Annotated in this window: 11 protein-coding genes and 1 pseudogene; 7 read left to right on the forward strand and 5 right to left on the reverse strand. The window is 53.3% G+C overall.

Going from position 1 to position 17,064, the window contains the following annotated elements:
- From mdtC to mdtA, 3 genes and pseudogenes are all read right to left on the reverse strand, one after another.
- Nucleotides 1-1,650, reverse strand: a pseudogene (gene mdtC, locus QZF50_RS17735) (multidrug efflux RND transporter permease subunit MdtC); the annotation flags it as partial.
- Nucleotides 1,651-4,773, reverse strand: a complete 3,123-nt coding sequence (gene mdtB, locus QZF50_RS17740) for a multidrug efflux RND transporter permease subunit MdtB (protein WP_001197867.1) — start codon at nt 4,771-4,773, stop codon at nt 1,651-1,653.
- Complete coding sequence (mdtA, locus tag QZF50_RS17745) at nt 4,773-6,020, reverse strand: multidrug efflux RND transporter subunit MdtA (RefSeq protein ID WP_061892437.1); 1,248 nt, start codon at nt 6,018-6,020, stop codon at nt 4,773-4,775. The genes mdtB and mdtA overlap by 1 nt, the downstream gene beginning before the upstream one ends.
- A gap of 278 nt (nt 6,021-6,298) precedes the next feature.
- Between mdtA and QZF50_RS17750 the strand changes: the two genes are divergently transcribed.
- The 5 genes from QZF50_RS17750 to yegI all read left to right on the forward strand — a co-directional run bounded on the left by QZF50_RS17750 (nt 6,299) and on the right by yegI (nt 10,262).
- Entirely contained in the window at nt 6,299-6,355 is a 57-nt protein-coding gene (locus QZF50_RS17750) for a type I toxin-antitoxin system Ibs family toxin (protein WP_001386899.1), read from the forward strand.
- Nucleotides 6,356-6,627: 272 nt separating this feature from the next.
- Nucleotides 6,628-6,687 carry a type I toxin-antitoxin system toxin IbsA gene (gene ibsA / locus QZF50_RS17755; protein WP_010723109.1) on the forward strand — a complete coding sequence of 20 codons (60 nt, stop codon included), beginning with the start codon at nt 6,628-6,630 and terminating at the stop codon, nt 6,685-6,687.
- A gap of 220 nt (nt 6,688-6,907) precedes the next feature.
- On the forward strand, nt 6,908-7,567 hold the full coding sequence (locus tag QZF50_RS17760) for a VWA domain-containing protein (protein WP_000003178.1): 660 nt from the start codon (nt 6,908-6,910) through the stop codon (nt 7,565-7,567).
- The gene (locus tag QZF50_RS17765; RefSeq protein ID WP_000119072.1) at nt 7,564-8,325 is read left to right on the forward strand and encodes a PP2C family serine/threonine-protein phosphatase; all 762 of its coding nucleotides are present in this window, start codon (nt 7,564-7,566) and stop codon (nt 8,323-8,325) included. Before QZF50_RS17760 ends, QZF50_RS17765 begins: the two co-directional genes overlap by 4 nt.
- A complete protein-coding gene (gene yegI, locus QZF50_RS17770) occupies nt 8,322-10,262 on the forward strand; it encodes a protein kinase YegI (protein WP_001396153.1) in 1,941 nt (646 codons plus the stop codon). The genes QZF50_RS17765 and yegI overlap by 4 nt, the downstream gene beginning before the upstream one ends.
- An 11-nt stretch (nt 10,263-10,273) precedes the next feature.
- Here yegI and yegD read toward each other — a convergent pair whose 3' ends face one another.
- Nucleotides 10,274-11,626 carry a molecular chaperone gene (yegD, locus tag QZF50_RS17775; RefSeq protein ID WP_000469763.1) on the reverse strand — a complete coding sequence of 451 codons (1,353 nt, stop codon included), beginning with the start codon at nt 11,624-11,626 and terminating at the stop codon, nt 10,274-10,276.
- 133 nt (nt 11,627-11,759) lie between these two features.
- Here yegD and alkA point away from each other — a divergent pair, with 133 nt between their 5' ends.
- Nucleotides 11,760-12,617 carry a DNA-3-methyladenine glycosylase 2 gene (gene alkA, locus QZF50_RS17780; RefSeq protein ID WP_000288410.1) on the forward strand — a complete coding sequence of 286 codons (858 nt, stop codon included), beginning with the start codon at nt 11,760-11,762 and terminating at the stop codon, nt 12,615-12,617.
- Between the two features lie 38 nt (nt 12,618-12,655).
- Here the strand turns inward: alkA and QZF50_RS17785 are convergent, their stop codons facing one another.
- Nucleotides 12,656-15,973, reverse strand: coding sequence for a diguanylate cyclase (locus QZF50_RS17785; RefSeq protein ID WP_000043694.1), 3,318 nt, complete (start codon nt 15,971-15,973; stop codon nt 12,656-12,658).
- A gap of 317 nt (nt 15,974-16,290) precedes the next feature.
- Between QZF50_RS17785 and udk the strand changes: the two genes are divergently transcribed.
- Entirely contained in the window at nt 16,291-16,932 is a 642-nt protein-coding gene (gene udk / locus QZF50_RS17790; protein WP_001295424.1) for a uridine kinase, read from the forward strand.
- The last annotated feature ends 132 nt before the right edge of the window (nt 16,933-17,064 follow it).

Raw genomic sequence — 17,064 nt, forward strand, 5'->3', positions numbered from 1 at the left:
GGGTTTCGGGATCGAGATATACAGCCAGATATTCAGCGCAATGGTGCCAAGCAGCACCACGCCCACCAGACGGGTATGATTGAGCACCCATTTCAGTGACTTGCCGTAGCCTTGTTGCAGGGCTACCAACATGCGACCAAAACCACGCAGTCGCTTTTGCTCGCGCGGCTTGCTGGCTTTCAGCATCCAGCCACACATCATTGGCGTTAATGTCAGAGAAACCAGCAACGAAATACCAATGGCGACAGAAAGCGTCACGGCAAATTCGCGTAACAGTCGGCCCGGCAATCCGCCCATCAACAGCAGCGGCAGGAACACCGCCACCAGTGACAGACTCATCGACAGCACCGTAAAACCGACTTCGCGAGTACCTTGCAGTGCGGCTTGCAACGGTTTCATTCCCGCTTCCAGATGACGGGCAATGTTTTCCAGCACCACGATGGCGTCATCCACCACGAAACCAGTAGCGATGGTGAGCGCCATTAACGAAAGATTATTGAGACTGAAACCGCACAGGTACATCGCCGCAAACGTACCAATCAGCGAAACCGGCACCGCAACGGCGGGAATAATAGTTGCGCGACCCGAGCGCAGGAATAAAAACACCACCAGAATCACCAGCGCCACCGAGATAATCAGCGTTTGCTCGACTTCTTCCAGCGAGGCGCGAATGGTGGGGGAGCGATCCTGAGCAATTTGCAGATCAATCGCCGCCGGAATGGTTTCCTGCAACTCCGGTAATTTTGCCCGGATGCTGTCAACCGTCTGGATAATATTGGCTTCCGGCAGCTTGCGGATCATCAGCAAAATAGCCGGTTTGGCATTGGTCATCCCGGCGTTACGTACATCCTGTACAGAGTCGGTCACTGTCGCCACATCGCCCAGACGAACCGCGCCGCCGTTGTTGTAATGAATAATCAGCGGCTGATATTCGGCGGCGGTTTTTAGCTCATCATTGGTCTGGATCTGCCAGCGGTGAGTGCCATCTTCCAGCGCCCCCTGCGGTTTACGCACGTTGGCATTGCTGATGGCAGTGCGTACGTCGTCCAGCGAGACGCCCTGATTAAACAGCGCCTGCGGATTCAGCCCGACGCGTACGGCGGGCAGTGAGCTGCCGCCGACATCGACATCACCAACACCGTCGATTTGCGAAATCGTCGGAGCCAGCTGCGTCGAGGCGAAATCGTACAGTTCACCCTGCGAATAAGTATCGGATGTCAGCGTGAGGATCATAATTGGCGCATCCGACGGGTTAGCTTTGCGATAGGTCGGACGGCTGGGCATCCCGCTGGGCAGCAAACTTTGTGCAGCGTTGATCGCCGCCTGCACATCGCGCGCCGCGCCGTTGATATCCCGGTCAAAATCAAACTGCAAAATAATACGCGTGCTGCCGAGCGAACTGCTGGAGGTCATTTCACTGACTCCGGCAATGCGCCCAAGTGAGCGCTCCAGCGGCGTGGCAACGGAAGACGCCATTGTTTCTGGTGACGCACCGGGCAGCGAGGCGCTGACCATAATCACCGGAAAATCGACCTGCGGCAGCGGGGCGACCGGCAGCATACGGAAGCCCAGTATGCCGCACAGGGTAATGGCAACCGACAGTAAAATCGTCGCCACCGGACGGTAAATGAAGAGGGCAAAAAACTTCACTTACGCCTCCTCTTCATGGCGAGCAAAGCGACTTTTGGTCCACAATGCCAGGCGGTCGAACAGCAGATAAATCACCGGCGTGGTAAACAGCGTCAGCACCTGGCTGACAATCAGGCCGCCGACCATGCCGATACCTAACGGACGACGCAGTTCCGCGCCGACCCCGGTACTCAACATCAGCGGCAGCGCGCCAAGCAGAGCCGCCAGAGTGGTCATCAGGATCGGACGAAAACGCAACAGACAAGCCTGGTAGATTGCCTCGCGCGGCGACATGCCTTGCTCGCGCTCGGCAGCCAGCGCGAAGTCGATCATCATGATGGCGTTCTTCTTCACGATACCGATCAGCAAAATAATGCCGATAATCGCAATCACATCCAGTTCGCTACCAGCAATCAGCAACGCCAGCAGTGCGCCAACCCCTGCGGTGGGTAGCGTCGAGAGAATGGTGATCGGGTGAATAAAGCTCTCGTACAGAATGCCGAGCACGATATACATCGCCACCACCGCCGCGACAATCAGCCAGACAGTGCTGCCCAGCGCCGACTGGAAGGCGAGGGTGCTGCCCTGGAACTGCGTGGTGATATCCACCGGCAGATTCAGCGTCTTTTCGGTGTCCATAATCGCCTGCACCGCATCGCCCAGCGAATAGTTATCCGGCACGTTAAAGGAGATGGTCGTTACCGGGAACTGATCCAGATGGTTGATGGAAAGCGGCGCAAAACGCTGTTCAACTTTGGCAATTGAGCTTAACGGCACCACGCCGCCGTCGCTACTGGTCAGGCGAATGGTATCCAGCGCCGCGAGGCCCGGGGTAATTTCGGTGTTGTGCTCCAGCACTACGCGATACTGGTTAGCCTGAGTATAAATAGTGGAAATCAGTCGCTGACCAAACGCGTTGTACAGGGCGTTATCGACATCCGCCATGCTGATCCCCAGACGGCTGGCGCTGTCGCGATCAACATTGACATACGCCACCAGCCCTTTGTCCTGCCAGTCGCTGGAGACATCAGAAAGCTGTGGCAGTTGCTGGAGTTTTTCCATCAACTGTGGCACCCAGGTACTGAGCGCATCCAGTGAGGTGGCCTGCAAGGTAAACTGGTACTGGGTGCGGCTGACCTGAGTATCAATAGTCAGATCCTGCGTTGGTTGCAGGAAGAGATCGACGCCCGGCACTTTATCCACCGCCGTTTGCAGACGGGCAATGACTTTTTGCACTCGGTCATCACGTTCATCCAGCGGTTTGAGGTTGATTTGTAAACGTGCACTATTCAGCGACGGGTTAGTGCCATCAACGCCAACAAATGAGGTCAGGCTTTGCACTGCCGGATCCTGCAAAATCACGTCCGCGACCTGGCGTTGTCGCTGGGCCATATTGGCAAAGGAGCTGGATTGCGGTGCCTGCAAAGTGCCCTGAATAATGCCGTTGTCCTGTACCGGGAAGAAACCTTTCGGAATGAACACCCATAAGAGAACGCTAAGCAGCAGCGTGCTGAGCGCCACGCTTAAGGTCAGCCACGGATGATTCAGCACCTTCGCCAGTCCACGACCATAGGCGGCGATTATCCTGTCGAACATTTTTTCCGAGGCACGGGAGAATCGGTTCTGTTTACGCAGCGACTCCTGGCTGAGCATCCGCGCGCACATCATCGGTGTCAGGGTCAGCGACACCACCGCTGAGATCAAAATCGCTACCGCCAGGGTAATAGCAAATTCGCGGAACAGTCGCCCGACGATATCGCCCATAAACAGCAGTGGAATCAACACCGCAATCAGCGAGAAGGTCAGCGAGATAATGGTAAAGCCGATTTCACCCGCGCCTTTGAGCGCCGCCGCCAACGGTTTTTCGCCTTTTTCGATATAGCGGGAAATGTTTTCGATCACTACGATGGCGTCATCGACCACGAATCCGGTGGCGATAGTTAACGCCATCAGTGTCAGGTTATTGATTGAAAAATCGAGAAACACCATAACCGCAAAAGTGCCGATTAACGACAGCGGTACAGCAACACCGGGAATGATGGTCGCCGGAATATTGCGCAAAAACAGGTAGATGATCATGACTACCAGCGCGATAGCCATCATCAATTCAAACTGAGTATCATCGACGGATGCGCGAATATTGGTGGTGCGATCGGAAAGCACTGTCACCTTCACCGATTTCGGCAGACTCTCGGTGAGCTGTGGCAGCATCTGCCGGATGCTGTCGGCGGTGGAGATAATGTTAGCACCGGGCTGGCGCTGAACATTCATCACAATGGCCTGTTCTTTGTTCGCCCACGCGCCGAGCCAGCTGTTTTCTGCTCCTTGCTCTACGGTTGCGACATCGCCCAGACGAATCGGTGCGCCGTTCTGGTAGGCGATGATTAGCTGGCGATACTCTTCGGCGGATTGCATCTGGTCGTTAGCGGAAAGCGTGACCGCACGGGAAGGGCCGTCGAGGCTACCTTTTGCCGAGTTAACGTTAGCGCCGGTAATGGCGGTGCGCACGGTTTCGCTGGTCAGGCCGAGGGCGGCAATCGCCTGAGCGTTAAGTTTGACGCGAACAGCCGGACGCTGACCGCCGGAAAGCGTCACCAGTCCGACACCGGAAATCTGCGAGATTTTCTGCGCGACGCGGGTTTCCACCATATCTTCCACTTGCGTCATCGGCATGGCGGTTGAGGTGACGGCGAGCGTCATGATCGGCGGATCTGCCGGGTTCACTTTGCTGTAAACCGGCGGGTTAGGCAGATCGCTCGGCAACAAGTTGGTCGCAGCGTTAATCGCGGCCTGCACTTCCTGCTCGGCGACATCGAGCGGTAATGTTAGCTGGAACTGCAAAGTGATAACTGACGCACCGCCGGAACTTTGCGACGACATCTGTTTCAGGCCAGACATCTGCCCGAACTGGCGTTCTAGCGGCGCGGTAACGGCAGAGGTCATGACATCCGGGCTGGCACCTGGGTAGAGCGTGACCACCTGAATGGTCGGATAGTCCACTTCCGGCAGCGCCGAAACGGGCAGGGCGCGATAACCGATAATCCCGGCGAGTAAGATCGCCACCATCAGCAGCGTGGTGGCGACAGGACGCATAATAAAAAGGCGCGACGGGCCGCCTGTGCTGCTCGGGGGTAACACCTGCATCAGGAGCGTGCTCCTTTTTTCGCGTATTCGCGGCTGGTGGCTTTCTCTTCCGGAGTGGTGGCGCTCTGGGCTTCCACCACTTCCACTTTCGCCCCTTCGGTCAGGCGATCAATGCCGTCTGTCACCACGCGATCGCCCGCAGAAATACCTGCACGGATCACCAGTTTCTGACTGTCCTGAATGCCCGGCGTCACCAGATGTTTGCTGACCTTGTTTTCGCTATTCAGCACCCAGACAAAATGGCCTTCATTGCCCATTTGCAGGGCGGCTGTTGGGATCACTACGGCGTTTTGTTCGGTGTCGACTAACATGCGCGCGTTAACAAACTGATTGGGAAACAGCGCATCATCCTGATTATTAAAGCGTGCTTTCACTTTAATCGTACCGGTTGTGGCATCGATTTGGTTATCGAGGCTTAACAGCGTGCCTTCACTTAATTTCTTCGAATTGGTGCGATCCCAGGCTTCTACCACCAGCGGTTTTCCGGCTTTTTGCGCCTGCACTACAGTAGCGATATCGCTTTCCGGCAGGGTAAAGACTAAATCGATAGGATGCGTCTGGGTGATCACCACAATTCCGGTGGTATCACCACTGGAGATTTGGTTACCAACATCAACCTGCTTGAGACCAACGCGACCATCGACTGGTGCGGTGATGCGGCTCCAGTCGAGTTGCAGCTGCGCGCTGGCGACGCTTGCTTCATCAGCCTTAATGGTGCCTTCGGTTTCACTGACCAGCGCCTGTTGGGCATCCAGCTCCTGACGGGAGACGAGATTGGTTTTTGCCAGTTGCTGATAACGCGCCAGATCACGGCGGGCGTTAGCAAGCGTGGCTTTATCTTTTGCCAGTTGGCCCTGGGCTTGTGCTAATGCAACTTTGAACTGGCTGGGGTCAATTTCTGCCAGTAAATCGCCTGCTTTGACCTGCTGGCCTTCCTGGAAATGTAACGCCATCAGTTGACCGTCCACGCGGCTGCGCACCGTAACAGTATTAGCGGCGGTAATGGTGCCAAGCCCGATGAGGTAACGCGGAACTGCCTGTTCTACGGCGGTCGCCGCCTGAACCGGGGCTAATGGGCCGGAACGCATACCACGGCGACCACCCGCTGGCGATTGCTGCGCTTGTTTCGTCGCCCCTGGGGCTGCACTCTGGGAGTCATTGCGGCCTTGCCAGAACCAGAATGCGGCGATGGCGGCGATAACCACCACGATTACGATTACCCAACGGGATTTATAACTGCCTTTCATCGTTAAGAGTTTCTCTTCCTGAAACGTTTCGCGGAATGATACTAGTGTAGCCAGCCAATAAGGGAGAAAAATGGAGGAATTATGAAACACTATCGGGAATCGTCTGAATGGCGGGCACATTTGCGAGCACGCATCCAGTAATAACACAGGAAACTATTTTATCTACGCGTTAGCGATAGACTACATACAGGGCGAAAGGAGGTAAGCCGCAGATTTCAGCCGGATGCTGAAACGGGAAAGCCCCTCCCGAGGAAGGGGCCTTAAATAAGGAAAGGGTCATGATGAAGCTACTCATCATCGTGGTGCTCTTAGTCATAAGCTTCCCCGCTTACTAAGACTACCAGGGCGGGGGAAACCCCGCTCTACCCTCACTCCTGAAAGTATGCCTTCACGATAAGATTGTCAATCCGCAGGCTTTGTAGTCTGCGATCCTGCCAGCAAATATTCTTTGCGAGTCGTTACGCAATAATCACAGAGGAAACTATTTTATTCACGCGTTAGCGATAGACTGCATTCAGGGCGAAAGGAGGTAAGCCGATGATTTCAGCGGGACGCTGAAACGGGAAAGCCTCTCCCGGAGAAGAGGGCTTTTAATAAGGAAAGGGTTATGATGAAGCACGTCATCATACTGGTGATACTCTTAGTGATTAGCTTCCAGGCTTACTAAGAACACCAGGGGGAGGGGGAAACCTCTCCCTAACCCTCACTCCTGAAATTATGTCACTCCGCCCTTAGTGTCAATCGACGGCTCTCCGTTCTTGCGAGGCGAATAGCAAAATTTTCTGCGCCGCCGGGCCTAATTCTGAAAGTTTCTTCGTTTGCTCTTATTTCATTATTGCAGTCGGTATGATACCGGACCTCGATAATTCTCTAAGAAAGGATTTCTTATGAGCGAACAAATCACGTTTGCCACCAGCGATTTTGCCAGTAACCCGGAACCACGTTGCCCCTGCATTTTGCTGCTGGATGTTTCTGGCTCGATGAGCGGCAGACCTATTAATGAACTTAACGCCGGATTGGTGACCTTTCGTGATGAACTGCTTGCCGATCCGCTGGCTTTAAAAAGAGTGGAACTCGGCATTGTGACGTTCGGCCCGGTGCATGTGGAACAACCCTTTACCAGCGCCGCTAATTTTTTTCCGCCCATCCTGTTTGCCCAGGGCGATACACCAATGGGTGCGGCCATTACCAAAGCCCTGGATATGGTAGAGGAGCGGAAACGTGAGTATCGTGCAAATGGTATTTCGTATTATCGCCCGTGGATTTTCCTGATTACCGATGGTGCACCAACCGATGAGTGGCAGGCTGCAGCCAACAAAGTGTTTCGGGGGGAAGAAGATAAAAGGTTTGCTTTCTTTTCCATCGGTGTTCAGGGGGCGGATATGAAGACGCTGGCCCAAATCAGCGTTCGTCAGCCTTTGCCTCTGCAAGGATTACAATTCCGTGAACTGTTTAGCTGGTTATCCAGTTCGCTGCGTTCGGTTTCCCGCTCCACGCCGGGAACGGAAGTTGTGCTGGAAGCGCCAAAAGGCTGGACGTCAGTGTGAGCTGGCGTCTGGTTTATGCATCCGCTGTTGGAACATCGCACATCAGCGCGGACTTGCCTTGCCAGGATGCCTGCCAGATGCAGGTTGCCTGGCTAAATGACCAGCAGCCATTACTGGTGATGTTCCTTGCTGATGGCGCAGGTAGCGTTTCGCAGGGAGGAGAAGGCGCGACGCTCGCCGTCAATGAAGCGATGGCTTATATGTCGCAAAAAGTGCAGGGTGGGGAATTGGGGCTTAATGATATCCTCGCCACGGATATTGTGCTGACCGTTTGTCAGCGACTTTTTGCCGAGGCGGAAGCCAAAGAATTAGCAGTTCGCGATTTTGCCTGCACGTTTCTGGGATTGATTTCATCGCCTGACGGCACCTTGATTATGCAGATTGGCGATGGCGGCGTGGTGGTGGATTTTGGTCACGGTCTGCAATTGCCGCTTACGCCGATGGTGGGTGAATATGCCAATATGACGCACTTCATTACCGATGAAGATGCCGTTTCCAGACTGGAAACTTTCACCAGCACTGAGCGTGTGCATAAAGTTGCAGCATTTACGGATGGTATCCAGCGACTGGCGTTAAATATGCTGGATAATTCTCCTCATGTACCTTTCTTTACCCCGTTTTTCAATGGACTGGCGTCAGCAACGCAGGAACAACTCGATTTATTACCTGAATTGTTAAAGCAGTTTTTGTCCAGCCCGGCGGTAAACGAGCGTACGGATGATGATAAAACGTTGGCACTGGCGCTGTGGTTACCATGAAACCCACTTTATATACTGCTACTGGTGAGTGCGTTACGCCAGGCCGTGAACTGGGCAAAGGCGGTGAAGGCGCGGTTTATGATATCAATGAGTTTGTCGATAGCGTCGCCAAGATTTATCACACGCCGCCACCCGCCTTAAAACAGGACAAACTTGCCTTTATGGCTGCGACAGCTGACGCGCAATTGTTGAATTATGTCGCCTGGCCGCAGGCAACGCTTCACGGTGGACGAGGTGGAAAAATTATCGGTTTTATGATGCCAAAAGTTTCTGGTAAAGAACCGATTCATATGATCTATAGCCCGGCACATCGTCGCCAGAGTTACCCTCATTGTGCGTGGGATTTTCTACTCTATGTTGCGCGCAATATTGCTTCATCTTTTGCTACGGTTCACGAGCACGGGCACGTCGTGGGTGACGTAAACCAGAACAGTTTTATGGTAGGTCGCGACAGCAAAGTGGTGTTGATTGATAGCGACTCCTTTCAGATTAACGCTAATGGCACGTTGCATTTATGCGAAGTTGGCGTGTCGCATTTTACGCCGCCAGAGCTACAAACCCTGTCGTCATTTGTCGGCTTTGAACGCACAGAAAATCACGATAATTTTGGCCTTGCGTTGCTGATTTTTCACGTCTTGTTTGGTGGGCGGCATCCTTATTCCGGTGTGCCGCTTATCTCTGATGCGGGGAATGCGCTGGAGACGGATATTGCTCATTTCCGTTATGCCTACGCGTCAGATAATCAGCGGCGTGGTTTAAAACCGCCGCCACGATCGATTCCACTGTCGATGTTACCGGGCGATGTTGAAGCCATGTTTCAGCAGGCATTCACGGAAAGTGGCGTGGAAACCGGGCGTCCGACGGCAAAAGCGTGGGTAGCGGCACTTGATTTACTACGCCAACAGTTAAAGAAATGTACCGTTTCGGCAATGCATGTTTACCCCGGTCATTTGACTGACTGCCCGTGGTGTGCGCTGGATAATCAAGGCGTTATCTATTTTATTGATCTCGGCGAAGAGGTCATTACCACCAGTGGTGATTTTGTGCTGGCGAAAGTCTGGGCGATGGTGATGGCGTCAGTAGCACCGCCAGCATTGCAATTGCCATTACCCGATCATTTCCAACCGACTGGCAGGCCGCTTCCTTTAGGCCTGTTACGGCGCGAATACATCATTCTGATTGAGATCGCACTGTCAGCGTTATCGCTGTTGCTTTGCGGCCTTCAGGCAGAACCGCGTTATATTATTTTGGTTCCTGTGCTGGCGGCTATCTGGATTATTGGCAGTCTGACAAGCAAAGCTTATAAAGCAGAAATCCAGCAACGCCGTGAGGCATTTAATCGCGCGAAAATGGACTATGACCATTTAGTCAGCCAGATCCAACAGTTGGGCGGGCTGGAAGGTTTTATCGCCAAACGGACGATGCTCGAAAAAATGAAGGACGAAATGCTCGGGTTACCGGAAGAAGAAAAACGCGCTCTGGCAGCACTTCACGACACTGCAAGGGAACGGCAGAAGCAGAAGTTTCTGGAGGGATTTTTTATTGATGTTGCCTCTATTCCCGGCGTTGGCCCTGCGCGTAAAGCGGCGTTACGGTCTTTTGGTATTGAAACAGCCGCAGATGTTACCCGTCGTGGCGTTAAGCAAGTGAAAGGGTTTGGCGACCATCTGACCCAGGCGGTTATCGACTGGAAAGCGAGTTGTGAACGCCGTTTTGTGTTCAGGCCGAACGAAGCGGTAACGCCTGCAGACAGACAAGCGGTACTGACTAAAATGGCCGCCAAACGACATCGGCTGGAATCGACGTTGACTGTCGGCGCGACAGAGTTGCAGCGATTCCGCCTTCAAGCTCCAGCACGGACCATGCCGTTGATGGAACCGTTACGTCAGGCAGCAGAAAAACTGGCCCAGGCGCAGGCAGATTTAAGCCGCTGCTGAGCCATTTTCTTTTAACGAAATACCACTTCCGCCCAGCGAGCCAGCCCGGCGGTGACGGAGCCAAAGTCATCGCCGCCTGCAATCGGAATGCCCGGCAACTGTTCTGCCAGCGCTTTTTTAATCAGCGGAGAACGGGCGCTACCGCCGGTCAGGTAGATAACGTCCGGTTTTTCCTGGGCGTTATCCAGGGCCAGTTGCACCTGTTCCAGAATCCGCGCCAGTGGCTGGCTGAGGGCGCTTTCCAGCCCTTGCTGGCTAATCAGCGTAGCCAGTTCATCGCTGATAAACGGCAGTGAGGCGCGGGTTTCCGCAGTGCTGGAAAGAGCAATTTTGCTCTCTTCTGCGCTACGCACCAGGCGATAGCTTAAACGCTGACGCCAGACTTTCTGTAACAGGGCCACTTTTTCCGGTTCGCGGGCATCGCGTACCAGATCGTTAAGCAGACGACCGTTGGCACTACTGTAGAAATCACTCTGCGCAGGTACGTCGTTGATGGCAACCGCATTCCACCACGGCAGAATCGGCAGGGCGATGCCTTTTTCGGTTTCGCCACCCATGCCCAATAACGGCATCAGGTTTTTAAACGCCAGTGCGATATCCAGATCGTTACCGCCAATACGGCAACCACTGTGACCCAGCAGGCTGGCTTCACGATCGAGACGCGAACGCCACTGCGGCCCCATCAGCAGCAATGAACAGTCAGTCGTACCACCGCCGATATCCACCACCAGTACCCGTTTTTCTTCCTGCAAGGTGGCCTCGTAATCCAGCCCAGCCGCTACCGGCTCGTACTGGAATACCACATCCTTAAACCCGGCACGCTTTGCCGCGCGTTCCAGAATCCCTTGCGCCTGGGTGTTTGCTTCATCACCGCCCAGCCCCTGGAAGTTGATCGGGCGACCAATCACCGCCTGAGTAATCGTTTCTGGCAGCTGTGCCTGCGCCTGCTGGCGAATGTGTAACATCATTGCGCAGACCAGATCCTCAAACAGCGCTACCTGCTGCGGTTTTAAGCCGCTGGCACCGAGGAACGATTTTGGTGATTTCACAAACCACACTTCTTCTGGATCATCAATGTACTGTGCCAGTGAGGAAAGACCGAACTGCACGCTTTTCGCCGTAACATCGATATCTTCTTCGCGGTTATAACGAATCGCCCGACGTAACAGCGCCTGCGTTTCATCGTCGTCTGCCGGAACATCATGATGGCGGTACAGCCATTCGCTTACCGATTCACGCGTTGGCGCGCAAAGCATTGAAGGCAGCAGCGTGCTGTCGTTTTCCATTTTCAGTAATTGCGGTTTACCGTCACGCATGACCGCCACTGAACAGTTTGCTGTACCGTAATCAAAACCAATAAACACGAATTAATCCCCATGCCGGTGAAGAAGGGGCGTGACTTTAGCGAAATGTTGCTGTCGCGACAACCGGAATATGAAAGCAAAGCGTAGCGTCTGAATAACGTTTATGCTGAAAGCGGATGAATAAGGAGATGCGATGTATACCCTGAACTGGCAGCCGCCGTATGACTGGTCGTGGATGTTGGGATTTCTCGCCGCCCGTGCAGTGAGTGGTGTGGAAACGGTCGCTGAGGATTATTATGCCCGTAGTCTGGCGGTGGGCGAATATCGCGGCGTGGTGACTGCTATTCCGGATATAGCCCGCCATACTCTGCACATAAATTTAAGTGCAGGTTTAGAACCCGTTGCCGCTGAGTGTCTGGCGAAAATGAGCCGCCTGTTTGATCTGCAATGTAACCCGCAGATTGTTAACGGTGCGTTGGGCAAGTTAGGCGCGGCGCGGCCCGGATTGCGTTTACCCGGCTGTATTGATGCTTTTGAGCAGGGTGTGCGGGCGATTTTAGGCCAACTGGTGAGCGTGGCGATGGCGGCAAAATTGACTGCCAAAGTTGTACAGCTTTATGGCGAACGGCTGGATGATTTTCCGGAGTATATCTGCTTCCCCACGCCTCAGCGGCTGGCAGCAGCCGACCCGCAGGCATTAAAAGCGTTAGGCATGCCGTTGAAACGGGCAGAGGCACTGATTCATCTGGCAAATGCGGCGCTGGAGGGCAGCTTACCAATGACAATTCCGGGCGATGTGGAGCAGGCGATGAAAACGCTGCAAACTTTTCCGGGTATCGGGCGCTGGACGGCGAATTATTTCGCTTTGCGTGGCTGGCAGGCGAAAGATGTTTTTCTGCCGGATGATTATCTGATTAAACAGCGATTTCCGGGGATGACACCGGCACAAATCCGCCGTTATGCCGAGCGCTGGAAGCCCTGGCGTTCTTATGCGCTGTTGCATATCTGGTATACGGAAGGCTGGCAACCAGACGGAACGGACGAATTGTAGGCCTGATGCGTCGCATCAGGCAATGGGCAAACGCTCCCTCAGTTAATCGCGAAATAACTGCTATTCACCAGCAAATCCAGCGGTTGGGCATCGGCAATCACATCACCATAAATCAGATCGACGCCGATGCCAGAAAGCGTATCCATCACTAAGGGTAAAACGACTGGCCCGGCGATGGTTTTCATCCCGAGTCGCTGAGCGTGCCCCTGAATAATCGTAATCAGCATCTCATCCATCAAATTACCCTGCACGTTGGCGCATAACTCACCATCAAGTAGCAGGTAATCTGCCATATTCGCTTTCAGCGAGTTGAAGATTTGCAGATCGCGGCCCACCTGGCTGAGCACTATCCGACATCCCGCCAGCCGCAGTTTTTGCACGCTTTCTGCGTGATCTAAAATCGCGTCTGCCGGAATAATCAGATGTAATAACCGTGGTGGTAGAGGGCTATTTTCCAGCTGCTCAAGCAGATCATTCACCAGCGTGGCGCTACTCAAACCGGCAACGGAAAGGGGGAGGGCGATGCTTATGCCTTTACTGGCAACCGCTTTTGCGGCCAGCTGGAAAAATTCGTGGAATACCCGTCGGTCAAGAGCATGGCTAAGTGCCGGATCGCTGAAGCTACGACGAAATTTTTGTTCATCAATAATCTCGCCTTCGCAACTCCAGAGTTTAAGCGAAATCAGCCACAAATTACGCGCTTCCGGGATCCGCGGCGAAGCGACACCGTGGGCCATCATCATCAACTGATTCTCTTTAATCATCCGCCACTGTTCATCAAGCGACATCGCCGCCCGTTCGCTATGTGCGGCAGCTTGCTGTGGTTCGTAAACCGTCACCCGGCCCCGTCCACCATTTTTGGAGGCATAACAGGCGATATCAGCCTGCGACATCACTTCTGCCGCCTGATGATTGTTGTCATCAATCAAGGTAATCCCGGCACTGGCACCTACCCGATGCACACGGCCTTCCCATATAAAGTGATAGTCATTCACGGCACTGATAATGCGTGTAGCGATAAAACGCGCGCTTTCAACATTACAGTCTGGTAGCAGCAGACCAAATTCATCCCCACCGAGTCGCGCCAGCACGTCGCTGGAACGCAGCATACTCAGCATCAACGACGCCAGTTCGCGCAGCAAAGCGTCGCCCGCCGCATGCCCGGCGCTGTCATTCACCGCTTTAAAGCGATCAAGATCGATAAACACCAGGGCATGTCGCTGATGTGTACTGTTTACCGTTTGCAGCAGCATACGCAGTTGCTTCTCAAAACTGGCGCGATTGGCGAGATGCGTCAGTGCATCATGGGAGGCGCTGTAGCTCAGCTGGCGCAGCATTTTGCGTGATTCGGTAACGTCCTGAATCACCAGAACCGAACCAATATTGCTGCCGTCCAGAGTACTTAACGGCGTAATACTGTAATGCACGTCGTAGCTGCCGCCGCTCCGGCAGTGCAACACCACATCTTGTTCAATCGCGGAACGTGAGGTGTCGGCACTGTAAATGTTCTCCATCAGGGGACCATTGTCGCCAAAGGTAATATGCAACACCGTCAGGAGCGGAACACCTAATGCTTCTTCCTGCGTCCAGCCGCTCATCTTCTCCGCCACTGGATTCATAAAGGTAATTTTCATTGCCATATCAATACAGACCACGGCTTCGCCGATGGAGTCCAGCGTTATGTGCAGGCGCTCTTTTTCCTGAAACAATGCCTCGTTAAGCTGTTTAACCTCAGTCATATCCATATTAATGCCGAGCAGGCGTTCGACTTCGCCTTCTTTATTCAGTACCCGGTTGGCGAGGGCGCGGATATGGCGAATACCGTCTTTTACGGTAATGCGAAATTCCAGTTTAAAGGGCGAGCGTGATTGCAACGAATCACGAATCACTTTTTCGGCATGCTGGCGATCTTCCGGCAGCACGCACTCGTACCACACCTGCCAGTTCGGTTTGATATGTGGAGGAATTTCATACAGCTCGAACATCCGCTTATCCCAGCTAAAAATATTCGGCTTCAACTCCCACTCCCAGATGCCAATCCCGCCCGCTTCGTTAGCCAGCGTGATGCGCTCCATCAGTTGCTGATTCACCTGTTCGGTGCGTTTTAGCTCGTTAATGTCTTCAATCTGAGCGATAAAATAGAGCGGCGTGCCATCCGTGTGGCGCACCAGTGAGACGGCAAGCAACGCCCAGACAACATCGCCATTGCGGTTGTAGTAGCGTTTTTCCATTGAATAGGTGTTTATTTCACCGCTTATCAGCTTTTCAACCTGTTGGAGATCTTTATTGAGATCCTCCGGCCAGGTCAGTTGCTGAAAGGTGAGTCCGCGCAGCTCTTCCTGACTGTACCCGAGAAACTGGCAGAGCGCTTTGTTGGTTTGCAGCCATTGTCCCTCGGTGCCCACTAACGCCATACCGATAGCGGAATATTCCATGGCGTTCCGAAAACGGGTTTCGCTTTCGGAAATGTGTTTGCGTTCCGCACGAAAGGCATACATCACCATCGTCATGATGTTGGCGGGCAGCAGGATCAGCAAAAACGGTAGCCACGGCATATGGCTCATCAGGTATGTACGCGGCGTAGCAAGCAGGGAGGGATCCGCGGCCATCATCAGCGACACCATCATCACCGTGGTAAGGAAGATCAAAAAGGCTTCCATTCGTGGCAGGCGCACGGCGCTCCACATCAACAGCACAATAATGAAAGTAAAAGGCCACGGCAGATACAGCATCGAAAGCCAGCTTAACGTCAGTGTGATGGCTAACGTGAGCAGCGACTCAAAAAGCAACCGTGGGTTGCGATGGCGCAGCAGATAGTGTGGTTTAAATAACAATCCCAGCGGCACCAGTGCCAGAGCGCCGATGGATTCTGACAGTACCCATATCAAAAATGCCCTGAGAGGATCGTCTCCGGGCGTCAGCAGGACAACCAGAACACCCCCTAGCAGAGGCGGAACAATGGCGCTGCCGAATGCCAGACGCAGCCAGTCAGCCAGATTTTGCAAGGGGTTATACCACGGCAGCAATTTACGTAGCAGCACTGCCCCGACCACGGCTTCAACAATATTGATGGTCGTCCAGGTCATGTTCAGCGAGCTGGTGGAAAAAAGCAGGATGGATGCGGCGATATTTCCCAGCGAGCAGCTCAGCGCAATTCCCGGCCACATGCGCCCGGCATGGCGATAAAACGCCACCATCATGATGGACGTCGGGAACCACAGTGGGGCGAGTTGGGTGCCAAACTGCGAAAGCTCAAGCGAGAAAAGGGTAAAGATAAACGAGACTAAACCTAAACTGACCAGGTGAAGCAGCGGGTGGGGCAGGGCAATTAATACATGCTGTGATTGTTTGCTCATTACCGCTTTATCCGCAAGACCAGGTCGCCAGTATTCGTTTCTGTGTTTATGCTAGTACAAAAGTTTTACATTTTATATGCGAATTGCTCATAAAGTGACGTAAAGGCGGATAATTTGCGCAACTGCGTATAACATTTTTTACCTTACATAAAACTGATCAACGTAATTTGCCACCGGGAATTCTTTGTCAACAATTAACTCTGAGCGCGCGGCAACGCTATTCGACTGGTATCAGACGGATGAAATCCCTATAATTGCCGCGTTTGGCGCTTCGTCGCCCCCTTCCTAACATCCAGGTTAATCAGGTCGCTAAATATATGACTGATCAGTCTCATCAGTGCGTCATTATCGGTATCGCTGGCGCATCGGCTTCCGGCAAGAGTCTTATTGCCAGTACCCTTTATCGTGAATTACGTGAGCAAGTCGGTGATGAACACATCGGCGTAATTCCCGAAGACTGCTATTACAAAGATCAAAGCCATCTGTCGATGGAAGAACGCGTTAAGACCAACTACGACCATCCCAGCGCGATGGATCACAGCCTGTTGCTTGAGCATTTACAAGCGTTGAAACGCGGCTCGGCAATTGACCTGCCGGTTTACAGCTATGTTGAACATACGCGTATGAAAGAAACGGTGACGGTTGAGCCGAAGAAGGTCATCATTCTCGAAGGCATTTTGTTGCTGACGGATGCGCGTTTGCGTGACGAACTTAACTTCTCCATTTTCGTTGATACCCCGCTGGATATCTGCCTGATGCGCCGCATCAAGCGTGACGTTAACGAGCGTGGGCGTTCAATGGATTCCGTGATGGCGCAATATCAAAAAACCGTGCGCCCGATGTTCCTGCAATTCATTGAGCCTTCTAAACAATATGCGGACATTATCGTGCCGCGCGGCGGGAAAAACCGCATCGCGATCGATATATTGAAAGCGAAAATAAGTCAGTTCTTTGAATAAGCTTGATAAATTGTGTACCGTTCAGTGATAACCTGGTATGCCCTTGACGTAATTGGCGTTAAGGGAGTGATGCGCGAAAGGAGAAAATGCCATGCGTCTGTGTGACCGAGATATTGAAGCCTGGCTTGATGA

It is taken from the genome of uncultured Escherichia sp. (genome assembly GCF_948475835.1).
Lineage (GTDB): Bacteria > Pseudomonadota > Gammaproteobacteria > Enterobacterales > Enterobacteriaceae > ECMA0423.